The sequence below is a fragment of the Streptomyces liangshanensis genome, assembly GCF_011694815.1.
Taxonomy (GTDB): Bacteria; Actinomycetota; Actinomycetes; order Streptomycetales; family Streptomycetaceae; genus Streptomyces; species Streptomyces liangshanensis.
In genome coordinates, this window is the sequence record NZ_CP050177.1 from 7,632,608 (window position 1) to 7,653,520 (window position 20,913).

The following is a 20,913-nucleotide window of genomic DNA, read 5'->3' on the forward strand; positions in this document are numbered from 1 at the left end:
GAAGCGGGGCGGCGGCGCGCCCATGTCCGTGCCCGGCGCGAAGCCCGGTGGAGCCCGGCCCGCATGATGATCGCATGACGGACGCATACGTGAGCGGTACGGAGACGGCCTGGCGCGCGCTCGGGGGCGACCCCGGACTCCTCTCCCGGGTCTCGGTCGTGGCACGGGAGCAGGCGCTGCCGGCGCGGCTTCCGGTACGGGAACTGGCCCGCGCCTGCGTGGCGGTCTGCGCCCTCGCCGCGGCCGAGCTCGCCTCGGCGCGTACCGGACGGGACGTGCCCGCCGTACGCGTCGACGACGGCGCCGTCGCCACGGCCTTCGTCAGCGAGCGGCACCTGCGCGTGGACGGCCGGGCGCCCGTCAACTTTGCCGAGCTGTCGCGCTTCTGGCGTACCGCGGACGGCTGGGTCCGTACCCACGCCAACTACCCGCACCACCGCGCCCGCCTGCTGTCCGCGCTCGGCCTCGCGGAGGGGACCGCCTCGGTCGAACGGGTGGCGGCGATCCTCGCCGAGCGGCCCTCACGGGAGGTGGAGGACGAGGTGTTCGCGGCCGGGGGACTGGCCGTCGCGCTGCGCACCGCGCGGGAGTGGTCCGCCCACCCGCAGAGCGCCGCCGTGGCCGCCCGCCCGCTGCTCGACCTGCTGCCGATCGACGCCGCACGCCCGGCCCCGTCCGTCCGCCGCCTGCCGCCGCTCGGGAGCGACCCGCTGCTGCCCGCGGCCGGCGTACGAGTCCTCGACCTGACCCGCGTCATCGCCGGACCCGTGGCCACGAGGACCCTCGCGCTGCTCGGCGCCGACGTCCTGCGCGTGGACCCACCGGGCCTGCCCGAACTGCCCGACCAGCACACCGACACGGGCTTCGGGAAACGCTCGACGCGCCTCGACCTCGCCGACACCCGCGACCGCGCCGCCTTCGAGGAGTTGCTGACCATGGCCGACGTCGTGGTCAGCGGCTACCGGCCGGGCGCCCTGGACCGCTTCGGCCTCGCCCCGGAGGCCCTCGCCGAACGCCGGCCGGGACTGGTCGTCGCCCAGCTGTCGGCCTGGGGCGACACGGGGCCGTGGGCCGGCCGGCGCGGGTTCGACAGCCTCGTCCAGGTCGCGACCGGGATCGCGGTGGAGGAGGGCTCCGCCGAACGGCCTGGCGCCCTCCCGGCGCAGGCGCTGGACCACGGTACGGGCTACCTGCTCGCCGCCGCGGTGCTCAGGGCCCTCACCGAACAGCTCGGCGGGGCGGGCGCGTTGTGCGTACGGCCGGTCCTGGCCCGCACGGCCCACTGGCTCCTGCACGACCTGCGCGACGCGGGCGATCTGCGCGACACCGGCGACCCGCATGACCCGCGCGACCTCCCCCCGGCCGCCGCCCAGCCGCGAGACGCCCGACCCCCCGCCCCGTACGACCCGGATCACGCCTCCCAGTGGCTCACCGAGACGGACAGCCCGCTCGGCCGACTCCGGTACGCCGAGCCGCCGGTCACCCTCGACGGCGGCCCCCAGGACTGGGCCCGGCCGCCGGGGCCCTCGGGTACGGACGACCCGGTGTGGCGCGCGAGCGCTCAGGGCCGCGCCGGCGGCGACAGGTAGACGCGCGACGCGGCCTGCCCCGGCAGCGCCGGCAGCGGAGCCGACCGCCACCCCCGCGCGTACCCGGGCACGGGCCTGCCCGGGGCCACCAGCACCCCCAACGGCTGCCGCGCGGCCAGCTCCAGCAGACCCGCACGCGAGATGCTGCCGTCGTGACCGGCGAGCTGCCGCGACGAGCAGCCCGCCTGGAAGCCGATCCGCACGGACTCGTTCCCGGTCACCGTGCACGGCGGCCGGACCCCCTGGCGGTGCAGCTCGGCGGAGATCCGGGCCAGCGCCTCCCGGGTGGCGCGGCTGCGCGACACGAGCCGGTCCGCCGTCACGTACTGCGACACCCCGTGGGTCAGCAGGACCACGGCGATCACCGCGACGGCCATCGGCCGCAGCACCGGCCGCGCCGTCGTGACGAACCGACAGAGGCAGAACGCGACCGGCAGCGCGAGCAGCGCGTACGTCGGCAGCAGGAACCGCGCCGCCGCGTAGTCGATCGTCAGCAGGTACGGCAGCGCGAGGACCAGCCCCGTGAGGGCCGGCAGGAGCACGACGGCCCGCAGCGGGGTGCGCGCGGCCGCCCGCACCCCGCCGGCCGCGAGAACGGGCAGGGCGAACCACCACAGCGCGGTGGCCGGGTCGCGCCACCGCATGTCGCACGGCCGGCACAGCGACCGCCCCTCCAGCGCCCGCAGTTGGTGACCGAAGGCGGGATGCCAGCCCAGGCCGCCCTGGATCTCACCGGCACGGTGCAACCGGGCGGCGAGCCCGCCGTACGACACGTACGCCTCGACCACCCACGCGGAGGCCCCGGCGGCCGCGCCCGCGGCCAGGATCACCAGGACGGCCGGGCGGCGCCAGGACCGTACGCACAGCGCGGCCACCGCGAGCGGCGCGACCAGCCAGCACGCGTCGGTGGGGCGCATCAGCGCCGCCACCGCGACCGCGCAGCCCAGCCCGACCCGCGCCGCGCGGTCCCCGGGGTCCAGCACGGCGCGCAGGAAGCAGCCGGTCGCCCCGAGCGCCGCGAACGCGACCCACAGGTTGGGCATGACCTGGGGTCCGTAGAAGAGCGTGATCCACAGCGTCGCGAACAGCGCCCCGGCGAGCGCGACCACCGGGACCGGCAGCAGCCGCCGCCACACCTGGAGCCCCAGGAACAGCGCGCCGCCGGACAGCAGGGCGAGGTAGCCGCGCAGCACGTCCACCGACGTGGTGAACGCGGCCACGGGCGCCACCAGGAAGCTGATGCCACGGGCGCGCGGCGCGCTGAAGAACGCCGCGGGCGCCTGCGGGCTCACCTGGCTGACGTACACCGTCTCGTCCCACCCCAGCCCCACGCCGGGCATCATCAGGACCGCCTGCGCGGCCACGAACGCCCCCGCGACCACCACGAACGCCAGCGGCGGACGCGCGGCACGCCCACCGCCCCGGTCCGCGTCGGCACGAGGATCCTTCTCCGGCAGGTCCGTGGCGAGAGACGCTTGCTGCATGGCGCCACGCTGGGCCCGGAGCGCCCTCCACGGCGTGCGACACCTGCGGGCGTTCGAATGATCGCCCCCGAAAGGACCCCGGCCGTCGTCCGTCCGAGCGAACCGCCGGCCCGCGCCCCCGTACCGTCGTCGGCCCTCTGCCCGTGAGGCCGCCCGATTTACTCAAAGAAGTCCCGCACATGGGTCTTGTGCGCTGGACAGACCGTCATGAACTTCCCAGACTTCCCCTGGTGGCCTCCCGGCCGCCACTCGTGAACAAGGGAGCGTGCTGGTGTCGGTCATCCTTCGGGACGTGTGGTCGACCCTGGTGCCGGGACGGGACGAGAAGCACGGCCCCCTGCCCCCGCTGCTGATCGGCCTCACGGTGCTCACCGGCCTGGTGGACGCGTTCAGTTACCTCGTCCTCGGTCACGTCTTCGTGGCGAACATGACGGGCAACGTCGTCTTCATGGCCTTCGCCGTCCTCGGGGCGCCCGGATTCTCCGTCGCCGCCTCCGCCACCGCGCTCGGCGCGTTCGTCGTCGGCGCGCTGGCCGGCGGACGCCTCGCCCACCAGGTTCGCCGGCACCGGGGGAAGCTGCTGTACGCGGCCCTCGGCGTGGAGGCGGTGCTCGTCCTGGTCGCGTACGCCATCGCCCAGTTGGTGGACTCGCCGTCCTCGGGGGGCGCCCGCTACGTCCTCATCGTGCTGCTCGGCCTGGCGTTGGGGGTGCAGAACGCCGCCGTACGGGCGCTGGCGGTCCCCGACCTGACCACTACGGTCCTCACGCTCACGATCACCGGGATGGCCGCGGACAGCCGCCCGGCCGGCGGGTCCGGCGGCAAGATCGGCAGGCGCTCCCTGTCGGCGGTGTCCATGTTCCTGGGCGCCCTGATCGGCGCCGCCACCGTCCTGCACGCCGACGACGCGCTGCCGTTGCTGATCGGCGGGCTGCTGCTGGTGCTGTCGTTCCTTGCGGCGTTCTCCCTGCCGCACGCGAGGGAGGCGTGGGTCGGCGAGGACTGACGCCGCCACCCGCGCGGGGAAGGGCGGTCAGGAGGTGGGGGTAGCGGTGTTCGGCGTGGCCGCGAGGAGCCGCCGCCGTGTCTCCTTCTCCTGCGCCCGACGGGCCGTCACATCGCGGATCACGGCGCCGACATGGCCTGCGGTCCCGTCGGGAGCGGTCAGCAGCACCACGCTGAACTCGATCGACACCGTGCTGCCGTCCGCGGTCAGCGCGGGTACGGCGAGGAGGTCGTCGTCCCCGTACTTGCTGGTCCCGGAGGCCATGGCCGCGACAAAGCCGTCCCAGTGCCGCTGCCGGTGCTTCTCGGGGATGATCACGTCCAGGTTGCGGCCGTCCACCTCGGCCGCCGTGTAGCCGAAGATCCGCTCCGCGCCCCGGTTCCAGTACCGGATCAGCCCCTCACGGTCGATGATCACGATGCCGTCGGGGGCCTGCTCCGTCATCGCCAGTACGACGTCGGGGTCCAGGTCTGCCATGTCGCCTCCGAGATAGAGCATTCCGGTCAGGGTCGTGGACGCCGATCCCGACCGCGAGTGTATACAGTCGACCATGCGCGCGGCGAGGCCCCTGCCCTGACGCGGGGTCCGTCGCGGCCTAAGCTGCTGGTCATGAGCGGTGAGACGGACCTGCGCGCGTTGCTGAGCGGCATGCGCCCCGAACTGAACCCCGGACGCTACGTGTTCACGACCGTCGCGCACCCCGTCACGTCCGACGGCCCGGCCGGGATACCGCCCGGCGTGCCACTCGGTGTGACACCCGTCGTGACCGTCGCCGAACCGGAGGGGCTGACCCTGGTCGCCCGCCTGGAGGAGGCGGAGGCGGCGGGACTGCCGTACGACTACGTCGCGGGGTGGATCACCCTGCGCGTGCACTCCGCCCTGGAGGCGGTCGGCCTGACCGCCGCGGTCGCCCAGGAGCTGGCCTCGGCGGGCGTCAGCTGCAACGTGGTCGCGGGATTCCACCACGACCACCTCTTCGTCCCGTACGAGAGGGCCGCCGACGCCGTCGGGCTGCTGGAGCGCCTCGCGGACCGGCCGGACCGGCTCTAGGGCCGCCCCGGGCCCGCACGCCCGGGGCGCGACAGCTGACAGCCCTCCGGGTGCCGATCCCCGACCCACGTCTCAGGAACCGGGCGGCAGCTCCAGCTCGGCCCAGACGATCTTCCCGTCGGCCGTGAGGCGGCTGCCCCAGCGGTCCGCCAGCGAGGAGACGAGCAGCAGCCCCCACCCGGACTCGCTGAGCCCGCGCGGGCGGCGCAGACGCGGCGCGCTGGTGTCGGCGTCGGAGACCTCGCACACCAGCGAGTGGTGCCGGATCAGGCGGAGCCGTACCGTACCCGTGCCGTAGCGCAGCGCGTTGGTGACCAGCTCGCTCACGACCAGCTCCGCCGTCTCGGCGAGGTGCCCGAGGCCCCACGACGTGAGCCGGTCGGTGGTGCGGGAGCGCGCGTCGGCGACGGCGGCGGGGTCGCGCGTCAGGTCGAACGAGGCCACCTGGTCCGCGTCGAGCGTGCGGGTACGGGCCAGCAGGAGGGCCACGTCGTCCTCCGAGGGCGCCGTCGTGGCCGCCCGCCCGAGAGCCGCGCCGGCGGGCCACGCGGTGCGCGCCGTCATGGTCGCGACCACCTCGTCGCAGAGGTCCTCCAGGGAGGTCCCGGTCCGGGACAGGGCCGTGCCCAGCCGGGCGAGCCCGGCGTCGATGTCGGCCTCGCGGCTCTCGACCAGCCCGTCGGAGTACAGGGCGATCACACTGCCCGGCGCGAGCTCCAGCTCGACGGACTCGAAGGACGCCAGACCGAGGCCGATCGGCGTACCCGCCGGCAGGTCGGGGAACGTGACCTGCCCGTCCGGGCCCACGATCGCGGGCGGCGGATGCCCGGCCAGCGCCACGGTGCAGCACCGGCCGACGGGGTCGTACACGGCGTACACACACGTGCCACTCATGACCGGGGTGGTGAAGTCCCGGTCCCCGGCGTCCCCTTCGGACAGGTGGACGATCAACTCGTCCAGCCGGGCGAGCAGTTCGTCGGGCGGCAGGTCCATGTCCGCCAGCGTCCGCACCGCCGTGCGGAGTTGGCCCATCGTCGCGGCGGCGGCGATGCCGTGCCCGACGACGTCACCGACCACCAGGGCGACCCGGGCACCCGGCAGGGGGATCACGTCGAACCAGTCCCCGCCGACGCCCTCGCGCACGTCGGTGGGCAGGTAGCGCGACGCGATCTCGACGGCGCTGCCGCCCGAGAGGAAGCGGGGGAGCAGGCTGCGTTGCAGGGCGAGGGCGGCGGTCCGCTCCTGCGTGTACCGGCGCGCGTTGTCCAGGCTGAGCGAGGCACGGGCGCCGAGATCCTCGGCGAGGAGGAGATCGTCCCTGGTGAACGGGGCGAGGTTCTCCGTACGGACGAAGACGGCCACGCCCAGCACCGTGCCGCGCGCCTGGAGCGGGACGACGATCAGTGAGTGCATGCCGGTCGCCGCGATGGCCCGGGCCCGGTCCGGGTCGTGGTCGAGCCAGGTGCCCGGGGAGGTGTCCAGCTCCGGTTCGAAGTGGGACGTCCGCGACGCGAGGGCCTTGGTGAACGGCGAGGACGGCGGGACGAACACCGCTTCCCCGACCGGCCACAACGACTCGGGCAGCGCCGGGTGGATGGAGGCCACGCCCGCCCGCCGGAAGACCGGGATGCTCTGCGCGGTGGCGGCGAGCCGGCCGAGCGGCTCGCTGCCGAGTGGCTCGCTGCTGAGCGGGACCGAGTCGGCCAGGTCGACGGTGACGTAGTCGGCGAGGAGCGGCACCGCGACGTCGGCCAGCTCCTGGGCGGTGTGCATGACGTCGAGCGTCGTCCCGATCCGCGTACCCGCCTCGCCGAGGACCGCGAGGCGCTCCCGCGCCCAACTGCCGCTGACGTCAACCGACATGGCGCACACGCCCAGAGGCCGCCCGTCCTCCCCGTCCAGGCGGAAGTAGGAGCACGAGAACACCCCCTGAGGGATCCCGCCCGGGGCGATCCACCGGGAGGCGTGGTCGACCACCGGTACGCCCGTGTCGAGAACGCGCTCCATCACCGCCTCGACGGCCGCCGTCTCGCCGGTGTCGTGCGTCTCGGTCACCCGCCGTCCCAGGCGCTCCCGGCGCGGGACTCCGTCCTGCGCCTCCGCCGCGCCGTTCAGCCACACGCACCGCAGCGCGCGGTCCCAGAAGGACAGGCCGATAGGGGAGCGCGCGAGGAGGGCCGCCTCGGCCGTGGCCGCCGGGCCGGGGGAGGAGAGGGCGTCGGACAGCTCGGCCGCCGAGACCAACCAGTCGGTCCCGCCGTTCCCGGTGGACATCGGAGACACGTGCAGCAGCAGTGTGACCCCATGACCCTCGCCGTGACGGATCTCGGCCATCCCGGTCCACGGCTCCCGCTCTGCGGCGCGAGCCGCCCAGGGCCCGGGAGCGGGCGATGCGCCGGAAGGCATCAGCAGCCGCCCGGCGGGCCGGCCCACGACGTCGCCGGCCCGGCGCCCGACCAGGCCCTCGGCGGCCTTCGTCCACCCGACGACGGTCCCGTCCGCGGCGATCACGCCGACCGCCACGAAGGGCCCGGCCGCCGGTCCGCCCGCAAGCGGCCCACGATCGGGCGCCACCCCGTCGAAACCCGCCATCACCGGCATCCCATCGACTCGCGTATGTCCCCTTCGCGGTATTTCATTCTCCGCCTCATACCCCGCACGGCGGCGAAAATAGGTGGTATGACCAGGATAGGTGTCGGGAATACGAGCGCGCGGCGAGGCCCGTGGCCGCGGCGGGCGAGGTGAGGCCGGCGGGCTCCGACGGGTAGAACGGCCGCCACGACGGTCTTCTACTGCGCGAAGTGTGGGGAGGAGCTCGCCACCGGACTGGTGGCACTGCCCACGGTCCCCGGCCGGCTCCTGAAGGAGCGGGACCGCGACCGGAGGACAAGGCTGGCCCCCTCGACGGTGCCGCGCGGCCGGAGCCCACTGGGGCTGCTGCGGCCCGCTGGGCACGGGAGGACGGAACATGGCCTGCGGCTGCGGGACGCTCGTCGCCACCCTCGTCGCCGACTGCATGGGCCCGTACGAGCTGCACCTCGATCCGGTGCGCGTGTACCTGTACGCGAGCGAACGTCCCACCCCGGGAGCCCAAGACGCCGAAGACGTCGACGCCGCCGGGTAGAGCGGGCGGCTCGGGTCGAGACAGGGCGACACCTGTTCAGGTAGTGTCGCCGCTGTCCATGATCGTGCCAGGCGCGCGGCGCGCGGCACGAGACACCCGGAACGAGAGAGCGAGCAGACGATGCGCGGAGTCGTAGTACGAGAGTTCGGCGGTCCGGAGCGACTGGAACCCACCGAACTCCCCGAACCCACCCCGGGCCAGGGGGAGATCGTCCTCGCGGTCGAGGCCGCCGGCGTCAACCGCGCCGACGTGCTCGCCCGCGCCGGGAAGTACCACCGCGCCGGCAGCCCGCCGCTGCGCCTCGGTCTCGAAGGCGCGGGAACGGTCGTCGCGGTCGCCGACGACGTGACCGACGTGGCCGTCGGGCAGCGCGTCCTGGCCTTCGGCGCGACCAACGAACCGGGCTTCTACGCCGAGCGGGTATCGATCGCGGCGAGCCAGACGGTGCCCGTTCCCGACGAGGTCGACAGCCTCAGCGCCGCCGCCCTGCCCACCGCGTGGCTGTCCGCCTGGTACACCCTGAAGACCCTCGCCCGCCTGGAGGCCGGCGAGACCGTCCTCGTCCACGCCGGCGCGAGCGGCGTCGGCAGCGCGGCCGTACAGATCGCCGTGGACGCGGGAGCCACCGTGATCGCCACGGCCGGATCCCCCGAGAAGCGGGAATGGGTCGAGTCCCTGGGCGCCCACCACGTCCTGGACTCGCGGGGCCCGACCTCCGCCGAACGCGTCCGGCAGGTGCTCGACCTCACCGGCAGCAAGGGCGCGGACGTCGTCCTGGACACCGTCGGCGGCGCCATCTTCAGCGAGAGCCTGCTGGTCGCGGGCAACGCGGGGCGCGTCATCGCCATGGCCAACGTGGCGCTCGAACCGAGCACCATCGACACCCGCGACTTCTACCCGAAGAACATCCGCATCTTCGGCTTCCAGATCACCGCCCTCAAGGAGGACGGCTACGACCCCCGCCCCGACCTGCGCGAACTCCTCGCGGGCCTGGCCGAGGGGCGGTTCAGCGTCCCCATCGACGCCACCTACGACCTCGCCGAGGCCGGGAAGGCGCACGCCCACCTGGAGGACCGCTCCATCCGGGGCAAGGTGCTGCTCACCGCCGGGGAGCAGTGACGGCGGGACGCGGGCCGGAAGGTCAGGCGCGCCGCGCGGTACGCGAGCGGTAGCCCGCCACCTTGGCGAGGTTGCCGCAGCGTTCCATGGAGCACCAACGGCGCCGCCTGGCCTGTGAATCGTCCAGGAAGAGCAGGGTGCAGACGGGATTCTCGCACTCCTTGACCCGGGCCAGCAGGGGGCTGCCCAGCAGAGTGACCGTGTCGCGCGCGACGGTCGACAGGGCCGCCCCCACGACGTCCTCGCCGGACCACCCGGTGGCCGCCGCGGGCCCCTCGGGCGGTGTCCAGGTCAGCCGCGGTACGAGGTCGGGCGCGGCGGCGAAGCCGTTCACGAGCGCCACGTCCGCCGGGTCCGGCGCGCGGCCCTCCGGCTCCGCGCGGACGAGCCGGTACGCCGACTCACGCAGACCGCGCGCCCGCTCCAGCTCCGCGTCCGTCACCCGCATCGTCGTGGTCGGCGCGGTGAGTCCCGACTCCGAGAACCACCGGACGAGGGACTCCGGATCCGGCAGCCGCTCCAGGTCCAGGCTGCCGCGCCGCCCCACCGTCGCCGCGAAGTCCAGGCACGGCCGCCCGCCGACGAACACGAACGCGGCCGACGTCTCGGCGACCCCGCGCGGCGCCACCGAGCCCCCCGCCGTACCGCCTGCCGTGTTTCCCATCCTGGCTCCCACCTGTTCTCCCGACACTTGCTCCCCGCCTGTTCCCCGCCCGTTTCCCCGCCCTGGGGCGAGGCTACCTCCTGGCGCGGGACCGACACTGGTTGAAGCGGTCGTCCCAGGTCCGGGCAACCCCCAACAGACCGCGGACCCCCCAGATTTCCGGGATACCCCTGGCCGGCGACGTACACGATCATGAGCACGGTCCCGGACCGGGATCGTCCGGGGCCGGAACCTTCGTACCCCCACTCATTCCGACCAGCAGGAGTTGTTCGTGTCTGGCAAGAGATCTCCCCGTCGTACCCGCGTGGCGTCCGCTCTGGCCGCGACCGGGACGGCCGCCACCGCCATGATCGCGTTCGCCGCCCCGGCCCAGGCCGGCGGTCCGTACTTCCCGCCGCCGCCCCCGTCGACGCCGTGCACGGCGGCCAATCAGGGCGAGGAGCAGGTCACCACCGACGCGAGGGTGGAGCCCACCGTGGTCTCCTTCGCGATAGTCAACGTCGCCGCCGGAACCACCCACACCCAGAGCGTGACGCTCACGCACAGTGCGACGGCCACGACCCAGACCTCCACCAACGTCTCGACCAAGGTCGGGTTCAAGCTCTTCGCCTCGGCGGAGGTCTCGGCGGGGTTCTCGCTGGTCAAGACCAAGAGCAGCACCGACTCCTGGTCCAATACGATGACCTGGAACTTCACCGCTCCCGGACGGTACATCCTCTACAAGGGCACCCGCTCCGTCACCGGCCGTTACGAGAACTACCGCTGCTGGAAGACGGGCCCCACCGCCCCCATCCCTGGCGTGTACATGTGGCAGATCTACAGCCCGACCGGAACCGAATTCGGCACCTACTCGGCCTACAGCGGCGAGGAGAGCGGAACGGTGCGCTGCGAGGAGAACCCGCCCGTCAACACGGTGGCCGGACAGGCCCGGAAGCTGTTGGACGGCTGCGCCTGACGCCGACGGACGACAGCGGGCGCCCCGGCCGCGCGCCGGGGCGCCCGCCCGAAACGCCCGTCCGCCCGCAGGAGCAGCAGTGCTCAATTCGTTTGGCGGGCAAGATCGCCCTTGTTAATCTCGTGATATCAGCGTGACCGGATCAGGGAGCGGACATGGCAGGCGACGACGACATCTCCGGGTGAATCCCGGAAGTGAGAGGCCACCGGCCGCCGCGCACCGAGCGCCGCCACCGTGGCCCCTTTGTCGTACCCCTTCCCTGTCTGCCTTGCCGGGCGGCCCCGACCCGCCCGTACGACCCCTGAGGGCTCACGCATGTCCGACGCGTTCATCGTCTGTTCGAACCTCTCCTTCTCCTGGCCCGACGACACCCCGGTCTTCCAGGACCTCTCCTTCAGCGTGGGAGGCGGCCGCACCGGCCTCGTCGCGCCGAACGGAGCCGGGAAGAGCACGCTGCTCAAGCTGATCGCCGGCGAGCACCGGCCCACCGCGGGGGCCGTCTCCGTCGACGGCGTGCTCGGCCACCTCCCGCAGAGCCTGCCGCTCGCCGACGGCCTGACCGTCGCCGACGTCCTGGGCATCGCGCCGGTGATCCGCGCACTCGACGCCATCGAGTCGGGAGACGCGAGCGACGAGCACTTCGCCACCATCGGCACCGACTGGGACATCGAGGAGCGCACCCGCGCCCAGCTCGACCGGCTCGGTCTCGGCGGGATCGCCCTCACCCGTCACCTGAGCACCCTCAGCGGTGGCCAGATCGTGTCCCTCGGACTCGCGGCGCAACTGCTCAGGCAGCCGGACGTCCTGCTGCTCGACGAACCGACCAACAACCTGGACCTCGACGCCCGGCACAGGCTCTACGGCGTGCTCGACGACTGGAACGGCTGCTTGCTGGTGGTCAGCCACGACCGGGCCCTGCTGGACCGCGTGGACCGCGTCGCCGAACTCGACCGGGGTCATGTGCGTTTCCACGGGGGGAACTTCACCGCGTACGAACAGGCCGTGCGGGCCGCGCGCGAGGTCGCCGAGAAGAACATCCGCAGCGCCGAACAGGACGTCAAGCGGGAGAAGCGCGAGATGCAGCAGGCCCGCGAACGGGCCGAACGCCGCGCGGGAAACGCCGCCCGCAACCTCAAGAGCGCCGGCCTGCCGAAGATCTTCGCGGGGACGATGAAGCGCAACGCCCAGGAGTCGGCGGGCCGATCGAACGAAACGCACGCCACGCGGGTCGGCGACGCCAAGGCCCGGCTCGACGCGGCGGGCCGCGCGCTGCGGGACGAGGACACGATCGCGCTGGAGCTGCCGGGCACGAACGTCCCGGCCGGGCGCACGGTCTTCCTCGGCGAAGGGATGCGGGTACGTCACGGGGAGCGCGACCTGTTCGCCGGGCCGGGCGTCGACCTGACGATCAGGGGCCCCGAACGGATCGCTCTCACCGGCCCCAACGGGGCAGGCAAATCAACGCTGCTGCGCCTGATCCAAGGTGATCAGAACCCGAACCAGGACCGCAACCAACCGGCCGAGGGCAACCAACCGGCCGAGGGCATCAAACGGGCCGAGGGCCGGATCGCGTACCTGTCCCAGCGCCTGGACCTGCTGGATCTCGACCGCACCGTGGCCGAGAACCTGGCCGCGTCCGCCCCCGCGATGCCCGAGGCGCACCGGATGAACCTCCTGGCCCGTTTCCTGTTCCGGGGCTCCCGCATCCACCTCCCGGTCGGGGCGCTCTCCGGCGGCGAGCGGTTGCGCGCCACGCTGGCGTGTGTCCTGTACGCCGAACCGGCCCCGCAACTCCTGCTGTTGGACGAGCCGACCAACAACCTCGACCTGGTCAGCGTCGACCAGTTGGAGGGGGCGCTCCACGCGTACGAGGGTGCGTTCGTGGTGGTCAGCCACAACGAGCGATTCCTGGCGGCGATCGGTGTGAACCGCTGGCTGCGCCTGACCGAGGGCCGGCTGCTGGAGACGGGAGCGCCCCATGAGGGCTGAGACCGGCGCCCGGTGGCTGCTGCGTCCGGCCGCACCCCGGGATGTCGAAGTGATCGCCGAACTGAGGGCGACGGTCATGCGAGCGGACCTGGAGCGGCTCGGCCGTTTCGACGAGCACCGGGTACGGCAACGGCTCCGCGACTCCTTCTCCATGCACTACACCTCGGCCATCGAGGTCGACCACGCGCTCGCGGGCTGCGTCACGGTACGGCCCGCCGGGGACGGTCAGTGGCTGGAGCACTTCTACCTCGCACCGCACCTCCAGGGCCAAGGCCTCGGATCAGCGGTCCTGCACACCCTGCTCGCCCGCACCGACGCCCAGCGGGCGACGGTCCGCCTGAACGTCCTCCAGGGCAGCCCCGCCCGCCGCCTCTACGAACGTCACGGCTTCACCCTGGAGTCCGAGGACCCCATAGACGTCCTGATGGTGCGCCGTGCCGCCACACAACCCCACCCACCCCCACCCGAAGAGCCACCAACGAAGCCACGCGACACGCACACCCCCGATCCGTGACCGACCACGGCATCGCGCTACCCCACTACCGCCTCCACGTCGTGCAGGCGGTCGTCTCCCTGGCCAGCCCGACGTGGCAGCGAGAAGCGTGGCTCGACCCGGACCGCTTCGAGGATCTCGACCACGTGGTGCACGTACTCTTCGACGACTTCTGCGACGCGGACAACCCCCTCCCTTGGCTCGGGCAATGTCTTCGCACAGAGGAGGAGGTCGAACTGATGGCGCGACTCGGCGCGGCCTACGGAGCAGCCCAGGACGCGATGGGCGCCGCCGCCGACAAGGCCTACCTGGAATCACCGGGCTGGCCCGCCGTGATCGCCGCAGCGGACCGGCTCGCTCAGGTACTCGTTTCCAACGACCATCTGGGAGTGTGACCGAGAGACGCGCCAAAGGGGCAAGGGCCGATCTCGAAGCCCTGACCGCGCCGCTCCGACCAGGCATAGCCGATCTCCGGGCACGTCAAGCGCCTGGCGTTCCGCCCGACGCCTCGCGCCCCGGGGAACAGCGGGCCGCCCGTGCGACGCCGATGAACGGGGCTGGCGCGGGGCGATCCCGGACTGCCAGTGCATCCACTCGGTCGCCCGGCCCTGGGCGGTGATCTACCCTCGCTTGTCCTGCGGGTTCGGGCGGAGGTCTGGTTCTGCACCAGCGCGTTGGCACGGTCCGGCGGTATTGGCCGCCACTCGTTGCCGATCGCGGGATCGGCAACGATCCAGTCCTGGAGCCGCCCCAGCCGATCGCTTTGGGCCGGATGGACAGTCCGCATGACGCTGTCGGCCGTCCATCCCGCCCGCCAGAACTCAGGTAGTACAAGGGCCGTCGATCGCGGCGAGGGGCGACGGGGGGCTTCGCTCCGAGGCGGGCGGCGGGCGGGTCCGGTCGTCGCTGGATCGCCGACCAGCATCCGCCCGAATACCGTACTGCTGCGCGGACTTGAAGGGAGGGGAGTGTCAGTGCCGGGCGCTGGAACGCTTCCCTGGGGCGTGCCCCGGATCCTCCGACACGGGCAGGCACTCGGTGAGCAGGTCGAGGACGTCGCGCCAGGCTCGCTGCGCGTGCTGGGGGTGGTGGCCGACGCCGGGGACCGTGGGGTGGTTGACCGGTGGGTGGTGGAAGGCGTGCAAGGCGCCGCCGTAGACCGTGAGGCGCCAGTCGACGCCCGCGGCCTGCATCTCGGCGGTGAACGCCTCCCGTTGCGCGGGCGGCATGATCGGGTCCTCCGACCCGACCCCGGCCCACACCGGGCAGCGAATGCGCGCCGCCTCGCCCGGTCGGCCCGTGGTCGTCGCGTTGACTGTCCCGATCGCGCGCAGGTCGACGCCGGCGCGCCCGAGTTCCAGCCCGACCGCGCCCCCGGTGCCGTAGCCGATGGCCGCGATCCGGTCGGGGTCGGTCCGCGGTTCGGCGCGCAACACGTCGAGCGCCGCATGACCGATGCCCCGCATCCGGTCGGGATCGGCGAGCAGCGGCAGGCAACGCGCCAGCATCTCCTCGGGGTCGCCCACATAGCGCCCGCCGTGAAGGTCGAAGGCCAGCGCTACGTACCCCAGCTCGGCGAGCGCATCGGCCCGTCGGCGCTCGACGTCACTGAGCCCCATGCCCTCCGGCCCGATCAGCACCGCGGGCCGACGGCCGACACCGGCCGGGAGCGCGAGGTGCCCGATCATCGTCAGCCCGTCGGCCGGGTACGCGACCGCACGCGCCGTAATCGTCGTCATGAGACCGGACTGTAGTGAGCGGCGCCCCCCGTCCGGACGCTGTTCCGCCCCCGGCAGAACAGCGCGGGCGCTCCGCTGCCCCAACGCGGTGTTGATCAGGTCCGCCGCGCGATCCGTGACGTCACAGCACTCGGGACATGCAGGCGCGCGGCCACCGGTTCAGGCCGTGTGCCGCTTCGCGTTCGCGGATCCTTCGGAGGCCGGGCGTGAGCGCGGAGTCGTCCAGGAGCCGGAAGCCGCAGCGCGCGTAGTAGGGGGCGTTCCACGGGACCTCCGTGAACGTGGTGAGGGTCAGGGCGCGCGCACCCTCGCCTACGGCGTGGGCCGCCAGATGGTCGAGCAGCGCCCGCCCGACACCACGACGCGCGCTGTCCGGGTGCACCGAGACCTGCTCGACGTGAAGACCGCCGTCGACCCGGTCGGCGATCAGGTAGGCGACCGGGGCGTCGGATTCATCGGCCATGACCCAGGCGAGTCCGGCATCGTGGTAGCGGGCGAGTTCATCGATCGGAAGCGGGTCGTCGTCGGCGATCTCCGGCATCCCCACGTCCCGGAAACACTCCCCGGCGGCCCTCTCGATGTCCTGGAGAACGGTCAGGTCACTCAGGCGCACGGCTCGAATGGGCATGGAGGCATTCTCCATGGCCGGTCGGCCGCTCGGTCGGACAGAGGTACGGAACCGGCCTTGCCGGAATACCCCGCCCGCCGTGGTCCGCCGATGACGTGTCGGCGTCATCGGTGGACCACGGGCCGGCGCCGCGCTGGGGTCAGCCGCGCCAGATCTTGATGTAGTCGATGTCGTCGTTCAGCGTCGACCCCACCCACGGAACGTCACCCGTGAAGCTGGCGTTCCCCCGGTCGCCGCGGGCGAAGGACTTGTTGCAGCCGCTGTGCACGAGGTACGACGACAGGCGGCTCGACCACCAGGAGTTGGGGTTGAACGAGTACCCCGCGCTGTCGCAGGCCGCGCCGCCGTAGATGTGGGTGTACTCGCCGCCGTAGTTGGCGTCCGTCGCCCACGTCATCAGCTGTACGGCGGCGGCGGGCGCCGCGGCGACCGCTCTCCGCTCGGCCTGCGGGCCGGTGAAGCAGGTGTACGACCGGGGCGCGGACGCCTCTTCTCCCGGCCGGAGTTGGTCCAGGACCAGCAAACAGTGCTTCGCGGAGACCGGCTCCGCGTCGGCCGCCGAGACCGGGACGGTGAGGGCCGTCAGCGAGGCGACCGCGGCGGCGACCACGGAGACAACACGTAGAGCTTTCACAATTCTCCCTTTCGAGGTGCTTTCAGCGGAGATTGACTACCCGGCCGCCATTTTCCGGAATCGTCCATGGCGACCTCTCGCCACCGAAGGGAGAGTCGACGACGTGTTGTGGTTCTCTGACCAGTTGGCCGCACAGCCGCACAGCCGCACACCCACCAACCGCCCTACCGCATGGCCCCCTCGGCGTACGCGCGGAAGCTCCTGGCCGGGCGGCCGGTCAAGCGCTCGACAGCGTCCGTGACGCGGTCCTCCGCCCCCTCGGCGATCGCGACGTCCAGACCCGCAAGCAGGGCGGCGAACCCTGACGGCATGCCCGTCGCCGCCAAGCGGTCGCGCATCTGCTCGTACGTCAGCGGCCGGTGCGACACGGGCCGTCCGGTGACGTCGCTGATGACGGCCGCGACGGCGTCGTAACTCAGCGCCTCGGGCCCGGTCATGACCAGGTCCGTGTTGGGGGCCGAGGCGTCGGTGAGCGCCCGTACGGCGACCGCGGCGATGTCGTCGGCGTCGATGAAGCCGACCCGGCCCCTGCCGGTCGCGGACATGATGGCGCCCTCTGTACGGATGCTGTCCGCGTGCAGGTGCCGCCCGGAGAAGTTCTGCATGAACCAGGACGGCCGCAGCACCGCCCACTCCTCGAACAACTCGGCCACCAGGCTGTGCACTTGGCCGACCGCCGGACCCCCGGCGGGTATCGCCGACGAGCTGAGCAGGACCGCGCGCCGCACCCCCGCCGTACGGGCCCGGCGCAGGAACGGCAGCATGACGGCGGCCGGATCCGGTTCGCCGATGGGCGGGATCAGGTACATCCGGTCCGCGCCGCGCAGCGCGTCGGCGTAGGTAGCGGGCTCGACCAGTCGAAGCGGACGGACCCGGCGTCACCCGGCGCGGCGGGCCGGCGGCCGGCCGCCCTGGCGGGGTGGCCCAGCCCGACCAGCCGGGAGACGACCCGGCTGCCGGTGGTTCCGGAGGCTCCGGTGACGAGGATGGCGCGGCGCGCAACCGGGAAGCCGTCCTGGTCGCCGCAGACGAGATCTTCGCCCGCAGCGCGAGCCCGCGCGGCGTATCCATGGACGACGTCGCGGCGGCTGCGGGTGTCGGCAAAGGCACCCTGTTCCGACGGTTCGGCGACCGTACGGGCCTGATCCGCGCCCTGGTCGAGCGGCGGATCGAACCACTGCGCCAGGCCGTCGAGTCGGGTCCCGCGCCACTGGGCCCCGCCACCCCGCCGCGCGACCGCGTCCTGGCGCTGCTCGACGCGATCCTGCGGTTCAAGCTCGACAACCGGTACCTGGCCCTCGCCCTGGAAGAGGCGGGGAGCGCCAGTCCCTACCGGGCCGGGCACTACGCGTGGTGGCACGGCACCCTCCAGGACACGCTGAGCCGGGTGCCGGAAGTCGCCGACAGCGGGTTCACCGCCCACGCGCTGCTGGCCGCCACCCGCGCCGATCTGGTCGAACACCTGGTGACCGAGGAGCGCATGACTCCTGATCGGATGAGGGAGCGCCTGGCGGCCTTCGCCGCCACGACCCTGGGAAACACCGCACAGCCTGTGCGCTAAAGTGGACAGGTGACGAACCCTTCCTTCCAGCGTGCGCGCTCCGCCGAGAACAAGCGCCAGAGGGCGAGCGCGCTCATGGAGGCCGCCCGCTCCCTGGCGCTGGAGAGCGGCGTCGCGTCGGTGACGCTGACGGCGGTCGCCGACCGCGCCGGCGTCCACCACTCAGCCGTGCGCCGCTACTTCAGCTCCCACAAGGACGTCCTTCTCCAGCTTGCCGCCGAGGGGTGGGTGGCCTGGTCGGACGCCGTACGCGAAGGACTCGACGCCCTGGCGCCCGCCACGCCCGTCACGCCCGCCGCCGTGGCCGGGATCCTGGCCCGCGCGCTGGACGCGGATCCGCTCTTCTGCGACCTGCTGGCCAACGTCCCGCTGCACCTCGAACACGACGTCCACGTCGAGCGGGTCACCGCCTTCAAGCACGTCAGCCGCGCCGCCGTCGTCTCCCTGGCCGACGCGATCGAGAACGCCCTGCCCGGGCTCGACGGCCGCGGCGCGCTCGACATCGTGACCGCCGCCAACGCCCTCGCCGCCACGCTCTGGCAGGTCGCGCACCCGCCCGAGGCCCTGGCGCGGGTCTACGCCGAGGACCCCGGCGTCTCGCCTTCCTGGGCCCTCGACTTCGTCCCCACGCTCACCCGCCTGCTCACCGCGACCGTGGTGGGACTGCTGGTCCAGGCGACGGTGACCGGCACCTCCGGCGGCGATGCCATCGCAGGCCCTTCTCGATAACGCACGGGCTGCGCGTTGACTGTCGGGAGGGGTGGGCGTAGGCTCTTTAACACACAAGCTGTGCGTTAAGTCCGAGTCGGCCGCGCGCAGCCCGTACGGGTTCCACCCGTCCCCACGACCCGACAGGAGCCGTCCGATGACGTCCAAGACCTGGTTCATCACGGGAACCTCGACCGGATTCGGCCGCGCGCTCACCGAAGCGCTGCTCGCGCGTGGCGACCGCGTCGCCGCCACCCTGCGGCACCCCTCCGCCCTCGACGACCTTGCAGCCGCGTACGGCGACCGCCTCTGGCGCGCCGCACTCGACGTGAGCGAGCCCGCGCGGGTACGCGACGTCGTCGACGCCGCCTTCGCCGCGCTCGGCCGTATCGACGTGATCGTCTCCAACGCGGGGTACTCGCTGGTCGGCGCCGCCGAGGAACCCACCGACGAACAGGTCGAACGCCAACTCGACACCAACGTGCTCGGCTCGATGACCCTCGCCCGCGCGGCACTTCCCCACCTTCGCGCCCAGGGCGGCGGTCACCTGATGCAGTTCTCCAGCATCGGAGGACAAGCCGCGTTCCCGTTCGTCAGCGTCTACAACGCCACGAAGTGGGCGATGGAGGGCTTCTACGAGGCCCTTGCCCAGGAGGTCGCCGGGCTCGGCATCGCCACCACGCTGATCGAGCCGGGCGGGTTCCGTACGGACGCGAACACCCGCAGCGTCGACGCCGCGCCCGCCCTGCCGGCCTACGCCGAACTGCGCGCGCGGACGCTGGCCGGCTTCTCCGCGCCCATCGGCGACCCGGCCCGCCTGGCCACCGCCGTCATCGCCGCCGCCGACGCGCCCCGCCCTCCCCGCAGGCTGCTGCTCGGGACCGACGCCTACGACGCCGTACACGCGTCCCTCAGCGCCCGGCTCCGGGAAGTGGAAGCGCAGAAGGACACCGTGTCCGTGACGGACCACGCCTGACGGAGAAGCCGCACGCCGACAAGCGAAACGCACGATCGCCCCGCCCCACTGCTCAGACGCCGCCCCGCCCCGCGGCGGCCGACGCGCCCCGCTACTCGGACCCCGCCCCGCCGCCCCCGGAAGGCTCCGCGCCGACAGCGCCGACAGCCGCCGTGCTGTTCCTGACCACCAGCTTCGTCCCCAACTCGATCCGCGCGTCGGTCTGATCGGTGGTGTCGCGCAGCCGCAGCAGCATGCGCGCCGCCTCCTCCGCCATCTCGACCAGGGGCTGGTGGACGGTCGTCAGCGCGGGGCTGGACCACTGCGCGGGCGGGATGTCGTCGTACCCCACGACGGACAGGTCCTCCGGGACCTGGAGGCCGAGGACCCGGGCCGCTTCCAGCACCCCCAGGGCCTGTAGGTCGCTGCCGGCGAAGATCGCGGTCGGGCGGTCGGGACGGTCCAGCAGGTCCAGGGCGTGGGCGTGGCCGGACCCCACATGGAAGTCGCCGAACCGGACGAGCGCGGGATCCGCCTCCAGCCCCGCCATCCCGAGGGCCGAGCGGAAGCCGTCGAGGCGCGCGAGCGAGCAGATCATGTCCTCGGGCCCGGTGATGACGGCGATCCGGCGATGCCCCAGCTCGATGAGGTGGCGGGTCGCGGCCAGCCCGCCCGCCCAGTTCGCCGAGCCCACCGACGGTACGTCGGGCTCGGGGTCGCCCGCCGGGTCGATGATGACGAACGGGATCGCGCGGGACCACAGCTTCTTCTTCAGCTCGTCGGGGAGCGTGGAGAAGACCAGCACCACCCCGAGGGGCCGGCGGCGCAGCACCCCCTCGACCCAGTCGGCGCCGGGGGAGTGCCGGGTGCCGGTCTCCGTGAGCACGACGCTCATCCCCGTGGCCTTCGCGACGTTCTGCACCCCCCTGATCAGCTCCATGGACCAGGCGCTGTCCAGCTCGTGGAAGACGATCTCCAGCAGGGGCGCCTCCGGCGGCGTGGGGGACGAGCGCCGGTAGCCGTGTTCGTCGAGCAGCCCCTCGATCCTCACCCGTGTCGGAGCCGCGACGTCCGCGCGTCCGTTGAGGACCTTCGAAACTGTCGAGAGCGAAACTCCGGCTTGCGAAGCCACCTGGGCGAGGGTCACTCGGCCTGCACTCCTGTCTTCACGCATGGCCGAATGATAGGGCACCGCCGCTCGGTAACGGTTTGGTT

At 72.9% G+C, this 20,913-nt stretch carries 20 protein-coding genes and 1 pseudogene; 12 read left to right on the forward strand and 9 right to left on the reverse strand.

Translation table 11 applies throughout. The features are described from left to right. Nucleotides 1–74: 74 nt before the first annotated feature. Nucleotides 75–1,589 carry a CoA transferase gene (locus HA039_RS33135; RefSeq protein WP_167035699.1) on the forward strand — a complete coding sequence of 505 codons (1,515 nt, stop codon included), beginning with the start codon at nucleotides 75–77 and terminating at the stop codon, nucleotides 1,587–1,589. Here HA039_RS33135 and HA039_RS33140 read toward each other — a convergent pair. After that, nucleotides 1,562–3,073, reverse strand: coding sequence for a hypothetical protein (locus tag HA039_RS33140; protein WP_243869939.1), 1,512 nt, complete (start codon nucleotides 3,071–3,073; stop codon nucleotides 1,562–1,564). The two genes, HA039_RS33135 and HA039_RS33140, sit on opposite strands and share 28 nt — an antisense overlap. Nucleotides 3,074–3,344: 271 nt before the next feature. On the opposite strand from HA039_RS33140, the gene HA039_RS33145 reads away from it, so the two are divergent. Then, nucleotides 3,345–4,079, forward strand: a complete 735-nt coding sequence (locus tag HA039_RS33145; protein WP_167035701.1) for a YoaK family protein — start codon at nucleotides 3,345–3,347, stop codon at nucleotides 4,077–4,079. Between the two features lie 27 nt (nucleotides 4,080–4,106). On the opposite strand, the gene HA039_RS33150 is transcribed toward HA039_RS33145, so the two are convergent. Beyond that, complete coding sequence (locus HA039_RS33150; protein ID WP_243869941.1) at nucleotides 4,107–4,577, reverse strand: PAS domain-containing protein; 471 nt, start codon at nucleotides 4,575–4,577, stop codon at nucleotides 4,107–4,109. 111 nt (nucleotides 4,578–4,688) lie between these two features. Between HA039_RS33150 and HA039_RS33155 the strand changes: the two genes are divergently transcribed. Continuing rightward, complete coding sequence (locus tag HA039_RS33155; protein ID WP_167035703.1) at nucleotides 4,689–5,129, forward strand: ACT domain-containing protein; 441 nt, start codon at nucleotides 4,689–4,691, stop codon at nucleotides 5,127–5,129. Nucleotides 5,130–5,201: 72 nt separating this feature from the next. On the opposite strand, the gene HA039_RS33160 is transcribed toward HA039_RS33155, so the two are convergent. Further along, nucleotides 5,202–7,721: an ATP-binding SpoIIE family protein phosphatase gene (locus HA039_RS33160; protein ID WP_167035705.1), complete on the reverse strand. Its 2,520-nt coding sequence runs from the start codon at nucleotides 7,719–7,721 to the stop codon at nucleotides 5,202–5,204. Nucleotides 7,722–8,097: 376 nt separating this feature from the next. On the opposite strand from HA039_RS33160, the gene HA039_RS34285 reads away from it, so the two are divergent. After that, on the forward strand, nucleotides 8,098–8,253 hold the full coding sequence (locus HA039_RS34285) for a hypothetical protein (protein ID WP_243869943.1): 156 nt from the start codon (nucleotides 8,098–8,100) through the stop codon (nucleotides 8,251–8,253). Between the two features lie 120 nt (nucleotides 8,254–8,373). After that, nucleotides 8,374–9,372: a quinone oxidoreductase family protein gene (locus HA039_RS33170; RefSeq protein WP_167035707.1), complete on the forward strand. Its 999-nt coding sequence runs from the start codon at nucleotides 8,374–8,376 to the stop codon at nucleotides 9,370–9,372. Nucleotides 9,373–9,394: 22 nt separating this feature from the next. On the opposite strand, the gene HA039_RS33175 is transcribed toward HA039_RS33170, so the two are convergent. Then, nucleotides 9,395–10,036 (reverse strand): CGNR zinc finger domain-containing protein, encoded by a 642-nt coding sequence (locus HA039_RS33175; RefSeq protein ID WP_167035709.1) that lies wholly within the window; start codon nucleotides 10,034–10,036, stop codon nucleotides 9,395–9,397. A gap of 271 nt (nucleotides 10,037–10,307) precedes the next feature. Here HA039_RS33175 and HA039_RS33180 point away from each other — a divergent pair, with 271 nt between their 5' ends. The 4 genes from HA039_RS33180 (at nucleotide 10,308) to HA039_RS33195 (ending at nucleotide 13,868) form a co-directional block, all read left to right on the forward strand. Further along, the gene (locus HA039_RS33180; RefSeq protein ID WP_167035711.1) at nucleotides 10,308–10,991 is read left to right on the forward strand and encodes a hypothetical protein; all 684 of its coding nucleotides are present in this window, start codon (nucleotides 10,308–10,310) and stop codon (nucleotides 10,989–10,991) included. A 315-nt stretch (nucleotides 10,992–11,306) separates the two neighbouring features. Continuing rightward, nucleotides 11,307–12,980 (forward strand): ABC-F family ATP-binding cassette domain-containing protein, encoded by a 1,674-nt coding sequence (locus tag HA039_RS33185; protein ID WP_167035713.1) that lies wholly within the window; start codon nucleotides 11,307–11,309, stop codon nucleotides 12,978–12,980. Then, nucleotides 12,970–13,494, forward strand: a complete 525-nt coding sequence (locus HA039_RS33190) for a GNAT family N-acetyltransferase (RefSeq protein ID WP_167035715.1) — start codon at nucleotides 12,970–12,972, stop codon at nucleotides 13,492–13,494. Before HA039_RS33185 ends, HA039_RS33190 begins: the two co-directional genes overlap by 11 nt. Further along, nucleotides 13,491–13,868 carry an SCO4402 family protein gene (locus tag HA039_RS33195; RefSeq protein ID WP_167035717.1) on the forward strand — a complete coding sequence of 126 codons (378 nt, stop codon included), beginning with the start codon at nucleotides 13,491–13,493 and terminating at the stop codon, nucleotides 13,866–13,868. Before HA039_RS33190 ends, HA039_RS33195 begins: the two co-directional genes overlap by 4 nt. Before the next feature lie 576 nt (nucleotides 13,869–14,444). On the opposite strand, the gene HA039_RS33200 is transcribed toward HA039_RS33195, so the two are convergent. The 4 genes and pseudogenes from HA039_RS33200 to HA039_RS33215 all read right to left on the reverse strand — a co-directional run bounded on the left by HA039_RS33200 (nucleotide 14,445) and on the right by HA039_RS33215 (nucleotide 17,462). Next, nucleotides 14,445–15,212 carry a dienelactone hydrolase family protein gene (locus HA039_RS33200; protein WP_167035719.1) on the reverse strand — a complete coding sequence of 256 codons (768 nt, stop codon included), beginning with the start codon at nucleotides 15,210–15,212 and terminating at the stop codon, nucleotides 14,445–14,447. 121 nt (nucleotides 15,213–15,333) lie between these two features. Further along, entirely contained in the window at nucleotides 15,334–15,840 is a 507-nt protein-coding gene (locus HA039_RS33205; RefSeq protein ID WP_167035721.1) for a GNAT family N-acetyltransferase, read from the reverse strand. 139 nt (nucleotides 15,841–15,979) lie between these two features. Next, entirely contained in the window at nucleotides 15,980–16,474 is a 495-nt protein-coding gene (locus tag HA039_RS33210; RefSeq protein ID WP_167035723.1) for a hypothetical protein, read from the reverse strand. A gap of 164 nt (nucleotides 16,475–16,638) precedes the next feature. Then, a pseudogene (locus HA039_RS33215) lies at nucleotides 16,639–17,462 on the reverse strand (NAD(P)H-binding protein). 27 nt (nucleotides 17,463–17,489) lie between these two features. Here HA039_RS33215 and HA039_RS33220 point away from each other — a divergent pair. The 3 genes from HA039_RS33220 (at nucleotide 17,490) to HA039_RS33230 (ending at nucleotide 19,719) form a co-directional block, all read left to right on the forward strand. Beyond that, entirely contained in the window at nucleotides 17,490–18,035 is a 546-nt protein-coding gene (locus tag HA039_RS33220) for a TetR/AcrR family transcriptional regulator (protein ID WP_243870297.1), read from the forward strand. A gap of 9 nt (nucleotides 18,036–18,044) precedes the next feature. Further along, nucleotides 18,045–18,764 (forward strand): TetR/AcrR family transcriptional regulator, encoded by a 720-nt coding sequence (locus tag HA039_RS33225; RefSeq protein ID WP_208298750.1) that lies wholly within the window; start codon nucleotides 18,045–18,047, stop codon nucleotides 18,762–18,764. 136 nt (nucleotides 18,765–18,900) lie between these two features. Continuing rightward, the gene (locus tag HA039_RS33230) at nucleotides 18,901–19,719 is read left to right on the forward strand and encodes an SDR family oxidoreductase (protein WP_167035725.1); all 819 of its coding nucleotides are present in this window, start codon (nucleotides 18,901–18,903) and stop codon (nucleotides 19,717–19,719) included. Nucleotides 19,720–19,810: 91 nt separating this feature from the next. On the opposite strand, the gene HA039_RS33235 is transcribed toward HA039_RS33230, so the two are convergent. Then, entirely contained in the window at nucleotides 19,811–20,872 is a 1,062-nt protein-coding gene (locus HA039_RS33235; RefSeq protein ID WP_167035727.1) for a LacI family DNA-binding transcriptional regulator, read from the reverse strand. Nucleotides 20,873–20,913: the final 41 nt, after the last annotated feature.